A 12417-nucleotide genomic window follows, 5' to 3' on the forward strand; every position below is an offset into this window, starting at 1 on the left:
GTTTCACTGATAATGACTGCTGTGTCACCGAAGAAAGGCCATGACCCGGCAAGGGTCAACGAGATCAGCGAGAAGCTGATGGAAAATCCTGAGCTCGCTAGCTTGATCAGCGAGCTGTCGACGTCCGCTGATGATGCAAGCGACTTGGTCAAAGGCCTGCTGCAGGCATCGATCAACGCTGGTCTGCAGGCGGAAATGGATGCGCATTTGGGCTACGGACATTCCGACCGTAAGGCCAAAGCCCAGGTGGAAGCCGCGCAGGAGAGCAATCACCGCAACGGGTCGTACACCAAGACCGTCAATTCTGGCTACGGTGCAGTGGAAGTGACCGTGCCCAGGGATCGTGCCGGCACGTTTACACCGAAGATGGTGCCCAAGGGCGCACGTCGGCTGACAGAGCTCGACGATATGATCGTCTCGCTGTACGCCGGCGGGATGACAGTGCGCGATATTCAACACCATCTCGCAACCACGCTTGGGGTGGATATGAGCCCGGATACGATCAGCACGATTACCGATGCGGTGTTAGACGAGGTCATGATCTGGCAAAACCGCCAGCTCGACGAGTTTTACCCGGTGATCTTCCTCGACGCACTCCGCGTCAAAATCCGTGACGGTCACCGCGTGGTCAACAAAGCCTGCTACATGGCTGTTGGCATCGACATCGACGGCATCAAGCACATCTTGGGATTGTGGATCGCTGAAAATGAAGGCGCTGCATTCTGGGCATCGGTGTGCGCGGATCTGGCCAACCGGGGTGTCCAAGACGTGTTCATCGTCTGCTGCGACGGGCTGAAAGGTCTACCGGAAGCCGTGGAGGCAACCTGGCCGAATTCTATGGTGCAGACCTGCATCGTGCACCTAATTCGAGCTGCGAACCGGTGGGTGTCCTACCAGGACCGCAAATCTGTCTCCCGTGCGCTACGTGAGGTCTACACGGCCGCCAACGAGGACACCGCCCGGGCCAGCCTTGATGCTTTCGAGGCCAGTGAACTGGGCCGTAAATACCCGCAGTCGGTCAAAGTCTGGCGCGACGCGTGGGAGCGGTTCATACCGTTTCTGCAGTTCCCGCCGGCCGCACGCCGGGTGCTCTACACCACCAATTCAATCGAGTCGCTCAACGCTGAACTGCGGAAAGCTACCCGTAACCGGGGGCAATTCCCGAACGATACTGCGGCGCTGAAAACGCTGTGGCTGATGATCTGCAACATCGAAGACAAGCGCGCCGCCCAGCGAGCGAAGAAAGCGAAACGCGACATCGAATGCAACGGCTATATTGAAGGAGCGAAAGCCACCGGGTGGAAACAAGCCATCAACCAACTAGCTGTGGCGTACCCCGACCGATTCGCGGACTACTTGTAACCCAAGCCCCCCGCACACAAAGAATCGGACACTCTCTATTGCTGAAGCCAGGAGAAAAGCGAGGAACGATTGACTCCAAGCTCTGCTGAAGCCGCGTGAAGTGAAAGGTCCTCATTGTTTTCATAGAGGGCCACAGCATCACGTTTGAACTGTTCGGAATACCTAGGCATGGTGGTAGATTACCTTTCTTCCCAACCCAACCGGGCTGGATATCAGGTGTCTACCAAACAGGGGTCAGGTCCGTCATCAACTGGACCTGGGCCAGACACGAAACCACCGCCGCCTACACCGAACTCCTACGCCCCATTGCCGCACCACTAATCGCAGTCACAGACGGCGGACAAGGTGCCCAATCAGCCATCCACCACTGCTGGCCAACAACACGCATCCAACGCTGCCTCGTCCACGCCCAACGAACAGTCCGCCGCCACACCACCAGCAACCCCCGCACCGATGCCGGCAAAACCCTCTACCGCCTAGCCCTGAAACTCACTCGCATCACCGACCTTGACCAAGCATCCACATGGGTCGCCCACCTGCACGAATTCGACCACACCTACCGGGAATGGATGAACGAGAAAACCACCATCAAAGACCCTGCTACCGGCGCCTACACCAAGGTCTACACCCACCAACGCGTCCGAGCGGCCTATCAATCATTGCTATCTCTGCACCGCAGAGACCTGCTGTTTACCTACCTGCAACCCCCACCAACAACCATCGACCCCGACAACCTTGCAGCAACAACAAACAGCCTCGAAGGTGGCATCAACGCCCCCATAAAAGAACTAGCCCGCAGACACCGCGGACTATCACTACCGCATCAACGCACAGTGATGGATTGGTGGCTGTATCTACATACAGAAGTCCCTGACGATCCGGTCAAGATCGCCAGGGACCAACGATGGGGTCAAGACGCACTTTCCACAGCAACAGACCTGATCACCCACAACACCACAGCCACTACCAATGACATCGGTGCACCAGCAGAATACGACACCGCCATCGACACCAGCTACCAACACAACCTCGGCATCCAAAAAGGCTGGATCAAATAACCGCAACACGCCCGGAAAAGACACACTTTTCTTTACTTAACCCGCACTTCCCCACCACTGCGCTTCGCCCCAAAAAATAATCGCCCTGCCAGCACATTACGTGCCGACAGGGCGATTGTTAGTAACTAAGTCTGATTAGAACTTATCTAGTCTTACTTAGCCTCGGTGACGGTGCCACCGGCAGCCTCGATCTTCTGCTTTGCAGAGCCCGAGAACTTGTTAGCGGTGACGTTCAGCTTCACGCTGATCTCGCCGTTGCCCAGGATCTTCACCGGCTGGTTCTTACGAGCCAGGCCAGCTGCAACGATGTCTGCAACGGTGACGTCGCCGCCCTTGGAGAAAGCCTTCTCCAAGTCAGCCACGTTAACCACCTGGTAGGTGATCTTGGCGGGGTTGCGGAAGCCCTTCAGCTTAGGCAGACGCATGTGCAGTGGCATCTGGCCACCCTCGAATGCTGCCGATACCTGCTTACGAGCCTTGGTGCCCTTGGTACCACGACCTGCGGTCTTACCCTTGGATGCCTCACCACGACCAACGCGGGTCTTGGACTTCTTGGCGCCCGGAGCGGGGCGGAGGTCGTGGAGCTTAATTGGATCGCTCATGTTTACTCTCCTGCCACTTCTTCGACCTCGACCATGTGGCGCACAACGTTGATCTGGCCGCGGACGATCGGGTTGTCCTCGCGGACGACCGTCTGGCCAATGCGCTTCAGGCCGAGAGAGCGCATGGAATCGCGCTGCTTCGGCTTGGTTCCAACCAAGCCCTTAACCTGGGTGATCTTCAAAGCCATTGCTTATGCCCCCTGTCCTGCTGCACGAGCGCGCAGCATAGCGGCCGGAGCAACCTCGTCCAGAGACTTGCCACGGCGTGCGGCAACCTCTTCCGGACGGACCAGCTGCTTCAGGCCAGCCACGGTTGCGTGGACAATGTTGATGGCGTTGTCGGAGCCCAGGGACTTCGACAGGATGTCCTGCACGCCGGCGCACTCGAGCACCGGACGGACAGCGCCACCAGCGATCACACCGGTACCAGGAGCGGCGGGCTTCATCATAACGACGCCCGCAGCGTCCTCACCCTGAACCGGGTGGGTGATGGTTCCGTTGATCATCGGCACGCGGAAGAAGTTCTTGCGAGCCTCTTCTGCGCCCTTCTGGATTGCGGCAGGCACTTCCTTGGCCTTGCCGTAGCCGACGCCGACCATGCCCTGGCCGTCGCCGACGATGACCAGCGCGGTGAAGCTGAAGCGGCGACCGCCCTTCACAACCTTCGAGACGCGGTTGATGGTAACCACGCGCTCGATGAACTGGCTGCGCTCATCCTGCTGGTTGCGACGATCGTTACGGCCACCGCGGTCGTTGCGGTCATTGCGGCCGTTACGCTCGTTGCGCTCGTTCTTGTCGTTGTTCTCGGCGGAGCGTCCGCCGTTACGTTCACGTCCCGACATCACGCGTTCCTTCCGTTGGTGTTGTTCGTGGAGTTGGTCATTAGAACTTCAGACCACCTTCGCGGGCAGCATCAGCCAGAGCGGCGACGCGGCCGTGGTACTTGTAGCCCGCACGGTCGAAGACGACAGCCTCGATGCCAGCGGCCTTTGCGCGCTCGGCGATCAGCTGGCCAACCTTCGCACCGCGAGCCTTCTTGTCGCCCTCCATAGCGCGCACATCGGCTTCCATCGTGGAAGCTGCGACCAGGGTGTGGCCTGCAACATCGTCGATGACCTGTGCGTGCATGTGGCGAGAGGTGCGGTGAACTACCAGACGCGGGGTCTCCGGAGTGCCGGAGAGGGTCTTGCGGATACGGAAGTGACGACGTGCGCGTGCGTTGCGGCGGCGGGTGGAAATATCCTTGCCCACCGGCAGGCGCTTTTCGTTTTGTGCAGTGTTGCTCATTACTTACCCGTCTTTCCGACCTTGCGACGGACCTGCTCGCCCTCGTAACGAATGCCCTTGCCCTTGTAAGGATCATCCTTACGCAGACGGCGGATGTTCGCGGCGATCTGTCCGACCTGCTGCTTGTCGATACCTTCGATGGAGAACTTGGTGTTGCCATCCACGGCGAAGGTGATCCCCTCCGGTGCCTCAATCAGCACAGGGTGGGAGTAGCCCAGTGCGAACTCCAGGTTCTTGCCCTTGAGCTGCACACGGTAACCAACACCGAAGATTTCCATCTTGATGGTGTAGCCCTTGGTCACGCCCTCGATCATGTTGAAGACCAGGGAGCGGGACAGGCCGTGCAGGGAACGATTCTTGCGGTGATCATCCGGGCGGGTAACGACGAGTTCTTCGCCTTCCTGAGCCACGGTGATCGGGGCCGGAATGTCCTGGCTCAGGGTGCCCTTCGGACCCTTAACCTCGACAGACTGGCCGTTGATGTTGATGGTGACGCCAGAGGGGACAGCCACCGGTGCCTTGCCAACACGAGACATGGTTTGGACCTCCTCTAGTTACCAGACGTAGGCGAGAACTTCTCCGCCTACACCCTTGTTCTGAGCCTCACGGTCGGTCAGCAGGCCGTGGGACGTGGAAATGATAGCCACACCCAGGCCGCCGAGAACCTGCGGCAGCTCGTTGGACTTTGCGTACACACGAAGACCCGGCTTGGAGACACGGCGCAGCCCGGAGATAGAACGCTCGCGGGACGGGCCGTACTTCAGCTCGATGTCCAGTGTCTTGCCAACCTTGGCGTCATTGACGGTGTAGTCAGCGATGTAACCCTCCTCCTTCAGAATCTCGGCGATGTTCGCCTTGATCTTGGAGGAAGGCATGGAGACGGAATCGTGGAACGCGTTGGATGCGTTCCGCACGCGGGACAGCATGTCCGCGATGGGATCAGTCATGGTCATAAGTTTTGACCCATAGCCTTTCTCATTGCGGTTCCCAGCCCACCCAGGATGCGTGTACCGCACGCTTGCTGGCTACTAGCGCGCCCCACGCTAAGTAACGTGGGGTGCTCGCCGCCGTGTCCGCGCGGCCGCTTTATTGGGCGAGGGGCCTACAACAAAGTGGTTTGATGTTTACACTGCTCACGCTGCCAACCCAGTTTTGGGCATGGGGCAACGCAAGACCTGATAACTCTAGCAACCACCTGCGGGTTTCCCCAAATCGCTGTTTTTGGTTTTTGACGCCCCTAGGGCCAGAAATCCAGCAAATCAGGAGTAGGCCAGTCCCAGTCACGACCGAACCCGAATGATCCGCGGGCCTGCATGCCCGCTTCCGTGAGCTGGGGATCGCGGCAATCTTTGAACCCACGGATGCGTAGGCGCTTCGGTCGGTGAACAAGACCGGCGGAGGCAAGGGGCGTCACAAAAGAATCAACCGCCTTCGATAAACGGCGGCGACCGAAAAAGTTAAGGCGACCTTTGGTGCGTCGCAGAACCGCGCGTTGATACGGCTGGCTAGCACTAAGCGGCCCGACGGGCAACAAGACAGAGAGACTGTTCTTGGGTGAGGACGGTAGACGTCGAGCGATCGGACCGAGCTTGTCGGCGAGGTTTCCAAGCTTGAGGCCGCCTTCGCGAAGGAGTTGCTGAACCGCAACCATCGTCATGTGAGAGCGGCCGCCGCAGAGGACAGCAAGACTCATCGGATCAAAAGACTGAAAGGTTTCTAATCCGTTCCAGTTCAGGGCAGTGAAACGGGAGCCGGCGGGGCGCGAGGCGCCGTGTGAATGCATAGCCCAAAGATACAGGGGGTGTTCCTATATAGGTTGTCAACCTAGCGGGTGGAGAAATTGGGGGCGGATTCTCTCTGCGGGGTTGTTTGGTCGTGTTGTTTTCGGGCATGGCTGCTAGCCGACTGGGATTTTACCCGGTCGGCTATCTTTACTCTTAGTGTCTAGGCTGCTAGGTCTTCCTGTGATGGTGCGGGATCGTGGTAGTGCTTGTGGTTGCGCATCATGGCGTAGAGGACGTTGAGTCGTCTGCGGGCTAGTGCTACTACTGCGGCGTTGTGTCTTTTGCCTTCACGGCGCTTTCGTTCATAGAATTGCCGGGAACGCTCGTGGAATCTGATGGATGCAAAAGATGATTGCCATAGGGCGTTCTTTAATTTTTTATTGCCGGCTCGGTTCAGTGAGTTCGACATGATCGAGGTCCCGGACTGGTTTGTCCGAGGTGATAAGCCAGCGTAAGAGGCTAGGTGCCCAGCTGTCGGGAAGTCGGTCATGTCGCCCGCGGTCATGAGAATTTGTGCTGCCGTCTTTGGTCCGATTCCTGGCATGGATAGCAGGATTTGAGTGTGGGGGATGTCGTTGATGAGCTCGATGACTTCCTGCTCGATTTGTGTGCGGTGCTCGAGCTTTAAAAGCGCGTCCTTCGCCGACATTGCTACGCCCATTTCGGCATAGTGTGCACCAGCAATGGCAACTGTTTGCTCAGAGATGGCAGCGAAAATGGCATCGAGGACAGGTTCAGGATTGCGTGCCTTATAGCGTCGAGCGAAGGCAGTTGCCTTGGCCTTTCCGAGGCGTTTTATCTTGGTCGGTCCGCCGTAGCGTGCAAGTAGGTGCAGAACCCACTTGCGGTGAATTATCTGACCGCGAAGGGCCTGTTCGAATTGCGGGTAGCAGCCTACTAGTGCACTTCGAATCTGATTGATGAGCCTGGTGTAGGAGCGCGCTAAATCTTCGTCGATACCGTTGAGGACCTTCAACTGGAGGAAGGCTTCTTCGACGCGGTCGACGCTGCGGAGGGATTCCGGAAGGTTCTTTGCAGCGTGGGCGATGATATAGGCGTCCCGGATATCAGTTTTGGCATTGCCAGCGTGGATGCGCGAGAGTTGACGCATAGCCAAACCGGGAAGGTAGCGCACGTCGATCCCGAGTTCTTGAGCAACCGCGACAGTTAGTCGACCAATGTTATTGGGCTGGTCCACGACGACAAGGACCTTGTGGTCGTGTGCGCTGAACGCTGAAAACAGTGCGCGCAGGGATTTTTCGTTTTGGTTGATGCGCTTAGATAGCACCTGGGTGCCGTCGATATCTAAGACGCAAGCGTGGTGAAAGTATTTACCGACGTCCATGCCGATGACATAGTCGTAGGTCATGCCAGACCTCCTAGCGAATTGAATGAGTATGGGACTTATTTCATCGCTGGTGGTCGGACATACTTCACGCTGGCATCCACATTACTTTGAGACCTCGCACATTCTGTGCGGGTCAGGTTCCTATTAGCAGTCTGGAGTATGCCACTGCCTTCGGCGGCATCACCCCCCGGATCATTTTCAGACAGGGACGAAAACAAGCCATACCGAAGCCAGCGACTAGTTCCACTGCCCCAAGGCAGAAGGAACGCAGACAAACATAACCTGCCCCAGCATGGGGCTAGGAGTACGAATCCTGAGTTCCTTCAAGCGGAACTGCCAACAACGTAATGGGCACGTACAGCGGAGGCAATATCCGAGGCCTAACCGACGACCCAACCATTCACAAATGAGCAGACGCTATGTATAGCGTTTGTGCTACATGAGTGGCCATGTAGAGGCGTTAAACCTCTCTACCTGCACGTTTCAGCCGTTACATGACATATGTCACACTTTTGGTGCACCTATTGCGGGAGTGAGCCGCTATTCACTAGACATGTTGTACGTACAGAAAGTACAGACACGGCGGCGTCTGATCGGAACTCGCAGAACCGACCCCTAGACCGTCGCCATTTCGCAGTTTTATACACCCCTCTTGGAAGGAGATTCCTTTGAAGTTCAAGAAGTCCCTCGTCACCCTGGCCGCAGCATCCTCCGTTGCCCTGGCTGGCGTTCCGGCCGCAGTTGCAGACGACGCTGCTGAGGCACCGGTCGCCGCCGATGCCGCCACCCAGCCGGCTACCGACGACACCGGCACCGAGGCTGCTACCGAGGACGCTACCGAAGGTGATGACCAGGCTGAGGCAGACGACGAGGCCGCAGCTGATGACGAGACCACCGACAACGAGGGTTCCACCGAGGGCACCGAGGACGAGGGCGCCACCGAGGGCTCCATCGACAGCGAGAAGAAGGAGAAGCTGAAGGGCTCCGTCGACAAGCTGCTGGGCTGGGACGACTCCACCTCTACCCTGGACAAGATCAAGGATGTTATCGGCTTCATCGGCAAGATCGTGAAGACCTTCGCTGGCATCCCGGGCTCCAACTAAGAGTCCACCGAGCCGCGCCGACTGGGGCGCGACTCAACCAATAAAAGACCCCCGCTTCCCTACCTTCGAAGTTTCCTCTGAACTGCTCCCCATTAGTTGGACTGAGAAATCAGTTACCGACTAGTGGGGAGCAGTTTTCATTGAGAGCACGAAGTTCGCTGAATGAGCAGCAGCGTGAACAGCTGGTGGAGTGTTTCGAGCAAGGCATGGGCGAAACAGCCGCTGCCAATGCTCTTGGTGTCCCCAAAAACACCGTCCGTTTGCTCTATCGTCGGTTTCAGCTGCATGGCAGGCTATGTCTTGTGGAGAAACCGACAAAGCAGCAGTATTCGTTCGAGTTCAAAAAGGAAGTTGTCGAGCGCCACCTTTCCGGCGAGACAAAGATGAATCTTGCACGTGAATTTAACCTGTCGTCGGACCAGCTGGTCAGTTATTGGTCGCGGCAATGGCGTAAAAGTGGCGACGAGGCGTTAAAACCGAAGCCGAAGGGCAGGCCCAAAGGTTCGGCTGTGCCAAAGCCGCTTACCGAAGAGGAGAAGCTGCGGCGCCGGATCGCGCGGTTGGAAGCGGAAAACGCTTATCTAAAAAAATTGCGGGACTTGAGGAACCAGAGACGCGCCTGAAAGTCCAGGCGATTGTCATCCTCAAGTCGCACCACCCCCTGGAGTATCTCCTAAAGGCAGCAGGTATCCCACGGTCGACGTTCTTCTACCACCAGAAACGACTCAGTAAGCCGGATAAGCACGCCGCGCTCAAGGCCGAGATCCGGGAAAGCTTCGAGCGCAACAAGCATCGCTACGGCTACCGGCGAGTGTTACTTGACCTGCGTAACCAGGGGTGGGTGGTCAACCACAAACTCGTGTACAAGCTCATGTGCGAGATGGGGCTGCGAGCCAAGATTCGCCAACGTAGACCTTATGTTTCCTATGCTGGGACGATCAGTCACATCGCTGACAACAAGCTTGACCGCAAGTTCACCCCGGATCAGCCAAATACCGTCTTTGTCAGCGACGTCACCGAGTTCAGGGTCGCAGGTCGCAAGGTCTACCTGTCACCGGTGATGGACCTGTTCGATCGCTCAATTGTTGCCCACACCGTGGCTACATCGCCGTCGACAGCGTTTACCGCTGCCTCTTTGTCCAAGGCGATTAAAACGTGTGCGCCTGAACCCGGGTGGATGATGCACACCGACCAAGGCTTCCAGTACCAGCACGCCTCCTGGCGCGACCTGATCGGTGACAACGGCGGTGTTCAGTCGATGTCGCGTAAAGCCAACTGTTACGACAACGCGGTCATGGAGAACTTCTTCGGCCACTTGAAAACCGAGATGTACCACGGTGAAGTCTTCGACACCGTCGCAGAATTCAACCAAGCAATCGACGAATACATCCAGTGGTACAACACCGAACGCATCCAACAACGACTCAAGGGCCTGACCCCGATGCAATATCGGAATCAGACCCTTGAAACCCTAACCGCATAGAATTAAACCAGTCCAACTTTCGGGGGCTAGTTCACTCGAAGGGAAAGCGGGGGTCTTTGTTTTGTTAGCGCCTCTGCAACAGCATCGGCGCCGGAGCTAACGTCGCCGGAGCTGACGTCTCAGCACTGATTTACTCAGCGGAGCCCTTCTGCTTGAAGGGGAAGCCCAGCTCGCGCAGCAGTGCGCGACCTTCGTCGTCGTTGGTTGCAGTGGTAACGACGGTGATGTTCATACCGCGCGGACGGTCGATCTTGTCGACGTCGATCTCGTAGAACATGGTCTGCTCGGACAGGCCGAAGGTGTAGTTGCCGTGGCCGTCGAACTGCTTGTCGTTCAGGCCGCGGAAGTCACGAATACGCGGCAGAGCGACGGTCAGCAGGCGGTCCAGGAACTCCCACATGCGGTCGCCGCGCAGGGTAACGCGGGCGCCGATGGGCATGCCTTCACGCAGCTTGAAGTTAGCGATAGCCTTCTTCGCGGTACGGATCTGCGGCTTCTGACCGGTGATCTTGGTCAGATCTTCGATTGCGCCGTTGATCAGCTTGGAATCGCGAGCAGCGTCGCCGACACCCATGTTGACGACAACCTTGGTGACGCCCGGGATCTGCATGACGTTCTCGTAGCTGAACTCGCCGTTCAGCTTCTCGCGGATTTCCTCACGGTAGCGAGTCTTCAAACGTGGGGTGTAGTTTTCGCTCATCGTTAGATGTCCTTCCCGTTGCGCTTGGACACGCGGATCTTCTTACCGTCTTCATCGAAGCGGTAGCCGATACGGGTCGGGTTGCCATCAGAGTCAACGACCATCACGTTGGACACGTGGATCGGAGCTTCCTGGGTAACGATGCCGCCGGACTCAGCGCCGCGCTCTGGAGCGGAGTTTGCAACGTGCTTCTTGATTCGGTTGACGCCCTCGACCAGGACCTTGTCGCGCTGCGGGTAGGCCTCGATAACCTTGCCCTTTGCACCCTTGTCCGGGCCGGAGATAACCAGTACGGTGTCGCCCTTACGGATTTTCATTTAGAGCACCTCCGGAGCCAGGGAAACGATCTTCATGAACTTCTTGTCGCGAAGCTCACGTGCGACCGGGCCGAAGATACGGGTGCCGCGGGGATCGTTGTCGTTTGCCTTGATGATGACAGCCGCGTTCTCATCGAATGCGATGTAGGAGCCGTCCGGACGACGGGTCTCCTTCTTTGCGCGGACAATGACAGCCTTGACGATGTCGCCGGCCTTGACGGTGCCGCCCGGTGCAGCTTCCTTGACGGTAGCTACGACGACATCACCGATACCAGCGGAGCGTCGAACGGAACCACCGAGCGGACGGATGACCAGGATTTCCCGGGCACCGGTGTTGTCGGCAACTCGCAGACGCGATTCTTGCTGAATCACTTGAGTCTCCTAATTTGACCTAGATTTTTGCTTGCCGTGCGTGGGATTTCCGACCCTCGCGCACGCGGTCTGTGCCAGCGCGCGTTCCCCGCGCCTTCTGGCAACCGCTATATTCTTCCACACCCCTATTCAGCCGACCAAATCGCCGTATCAGAGTTTTTCGGGGCGGCGGTGGATTTCGCGCAGCGGGGGTATGTTACCCCACCCCCGCGGGATTCTTTTTTCTTTCTTATTGACGCCCCCTCCCACCCCATCAATCACACATTCCAGCAGGTCTGTTAACACTGAACTAGCCTAGTGCTTTGCCTCTCAAAACCACTGGTCAGAATGTGTCCGTGGCGTGGAATTATGTTTAAAAACTTTAGCACCCGGGACGGCGCCCGCGCTGACAGAGAGGCAGTTTCAGCTAGCACTCCCCTCGTGCTGACAGGCGTCTTTCGGCTTGCGCCCAGGAGACATAAAGGATCGTTTATGGGCCACTTTAGGGGGCAGGTAGCACTCTTGCACCGTGCTTAAAGTGCACGGTCATGCTAAATTAATCCGCGTACCACGGCCAGTTCAGGCCGACGCACCATCTTTCACGTGAGGATTAAACACATGAAGCTCAAGAAGTCTCTGCTGGCTCTGACCACCGCCGCTACCGTTGCAGTTGCCGGCACCACCGCTGCTGTTGCTGACGACGCCAACGCCTCTGCAGGCTCCGCCGTTACCGAGAACAAGGAGACCCCTAAGGGCAGCGACAAGGACGAGTCCAAGACCAAGGAAGAGAAGAAGCAGGAGCTGGCTGGTTCCGCACAGAAGTTCTTCGGTTGGAAGGACGACGCTTCCACCGTGGACAAGATCGCAAAGGTCGGCGTCTTTGTCACCACCATTGCAGCTCTGGTTGGCGGCATCGTTTCCCTGCTCACCAACTTCCAGAAGCTGGGCAAGCTGGCCAAGTAAGAACGGCCCTCTCAAGCTAGAACAAATTCGTTCAGCTGAGACCCAAGCCCCGCCGCGAT

The 12417-nt window shown here is 57.6% G+C and carries 15 protein-coding genes and 2 pseudogenes; 5 read left to right on the plus strand and 12 right to left on the minus strand.

Annotated features, from left to right (window positions below):
* The first annotated feature begins 12 nt into the window (after positions 1–12).
* Entirely contained in the window at positions 13–1362 is a 1350-nt protein-coding gene (locus CJEIK_RS09750; protein WP_005297400.1) for an IS256 family transposase, read from the plus strand.
* A 38-nt stretch (positions 1363–1400) separates the two neighbouring features.
* Here the strand turns inward: CJEIK_RS09750 and CJEIK_RS09755 are convergent.
* Positions 1401–1532, minus strand: a pseudogene (locus CJEIK_RS09755) (transposase); the annotation flags it as partial.
* Positions 1533–1568: 36 nt separating this feature from the next.
* Between CJEIK_RS09755 and CJEIK_RS09760 the strand changes: the two are divergent.
* Positions 1569–2420: pseudogene (locus CJEIK_RS09760) on the plus strand (IS256-like element IS3503 family transposase); the annotation flags it as partial.
* Between the two features lie 152 nt (positions 2421–2572).
* On the opposite strand, the gene rplO reads toward CJEIK_RS09760, so the two are convergent.
* The 8 genes from rplO to CJEIK_RS09800 all read right to left on the minus strand — a co-directional run bounded on the left by rplO (position 2573) and on the right by CJEIK_RS09800 (position 7462).
* Positions 2573–3022, minus strand: a complete 450-nt coding sequence (gene rplO / locus CJEIK_RS09765; RefSeq protein ID WP_005291915.1) for a 50S ribosomal protein L15 — start codon at positions 3020–3022, stop codon at positions 2573–2575.
* A 2-nt stretch (positions 3023–3024) separates the two neighbouring features.
* Complete coding sequence (gene rpmD / locus CJEIK_RS09770; RefSeq protein WP_005291917.1) at positions 3025–3210, minus strand: 50S ribosomal protein L30; 186 nt, start codon at positions 3208–3210, stop codon at positions 3025–3027.
* Between the two features lie 3 nt (positions 3211–3213).
* Positions 3214–3864, minus strand: a complete 651-nt coding sequence (gene rpsE, locus CJEIK_RS09775) for a 30S ribosomal protein S5 (protein WP_005291919.1) — start codon at positions 3862–3864, stop codon at positions 3214–3216.
* A 40-nt stretch (positions 3865–3904) separates the two neighbouring features.
* Positions 3905–4309, minus strand: coding sequence for a 50S ribosomal protein L18 (gene rplR / locus CJEIK_RS09780; protein ID WP_005291922.1), 405 nt, complete (start codon positions 4307–4309; stop codon positions 3905–3907).
* Positions 4309–4845 (minus strand): 50S ribosomal protein L6, encoded by a 537-nt coding sequence (rplF, locus tag CJEIK_RS09785; protein ID WP_005291931.1) that lies wholly within the window; start codon positions 4843–4845, stop codon positions 4309–4311. Before rplF ends, rplR begins: the two co-directional genes overlap by 1 nt.
* 18 nt (positions 4846–4863) lie before the next feature.
* Positions 4864–5262 (minus strand): 30S ribosomal protein S8, encoded by a 399-nt coding sequence (gene rpsH / locus CJEIK_RS09790; RefSeq protein WP_005291933.1) that lies wholly within the window; start codon positions 5260–5262, stop codon positions 4864–4866.
* Between the two features lie 284 nt (positions 5263–5546).
* The gene (locus CJEIK_RS09795) at positions 5547–6092 is read right to left on the minus strand and encodes a hypothetical protein (protein ID WP_115597253.1); all 546 of its coding nucleotides are present in this window, start codon (positions 6090–6092) and stop codon (positions 5547–5549) included.
* A gap of 161 nt (positions 6093–6253) precedes the next feature.
* A complete protein-coding gene (locus CJEIK_RS09800) occupies positions 6254–7462 on the minus strand; it encodes an IS110 family RNA-guided transposase (RefSeq protein WP_005297392.1) in 1209 nt (402 codons plus the stop codon).
* 647 nt (positions 7463–8109) lie between these two features.
* On the opposite strand from CJEIK_RS09800, the gene CJEIK_RS09805 reads away from it, so the two are divergent.
* The gene (locus CJEIK_RS09805; protein ID WP_005291936.1) at positions 8110–8544 is read left to right on the plus strand and encodes a hypothetical protein; all 435 of its coding nucleotides are present in this window, start codon (positions 8110–8112) and stop codon (positions 8542–8544) included.
* A gap of 140 nt (positions 8545–8684) precedes the next feature.
* A protein-coding gene (locus CJEIK_RS09810) for an IS3 family transposase (protein WP_370510473.1) occupies positions 8685–10027 on the plus strand; the annotation gives its coding sequence in 2 pieces (ribosomal slippage) (positions 8685–9126 and positions 9126–10027; 1344 coding nt in all).
* A gap of 130 nt (positions 10028–10157) precedes the next feature.
* Here the strand turns inward: CJEIK_RS09810 and rplE are convergent.
* From rplE to rplN, 3 genes are read right to left on the minus strand one after another with little or no spacing between them, the layout of a single operon-like run.
* On the minus strand, positions 10158–10727 hold the full coding sequence (gene rplE, locus CJEIK_RS09815) for a 50S ribosomal protein L5 (RefSeq protein ID WP_005291938.1): 570 nt from the start codon (positions 10725–10727) through the stop codon (positions 10158–10160).
* Between the two features lie 2 nt (positions 10728–10729).
* Positions 10730–11044, minus strand: a complete 315-nt coding sequence (gene rplX / locus CJEIK_RS09820; protein WP_005291939.1) for a 50S ribosomal protein L24 — start codon at positions 11042–11044, stop codon at positions 10730–10732.
* On the minus strand, positions 11045–11416 hold the full coding sequence (rplN, locus tag CJEIK_RS09825; RefSeq protein WP_005291942.1) for a 50S ribosomal protein L14: 372 nt from the start codon (positions 11414–11416) through the stop codon (positions 11045–11047).
* A gap of 597 nt (positions 11417–12013) precedes the next feature.
* On the opposite strand from rplN, the gene CJEIK_RS09830 reads away from it, so the two are divergent.
* On the plus strand, positions 12014–12358 hold the full coding sequence (locus tag CJEIK_RS09830; RefSeq protein ID WP_005291946.1) for a hypothetical protein: 345 nt from the start codon (positions 12014–12016) through the stop codon (positions 12356–12358).
* Positions 12359–12417: the final 59 nt, after the last annotated feature.

This window comes from Corynebacterium jeikeium (assembly GCF_028609885.1).
GTDB lineage: Bacteria > Actinomycetota > Actinomycetes > Mycobacteriales > Mycobacteriaceae > Corynebacterium > Corynebacterium jeikeium.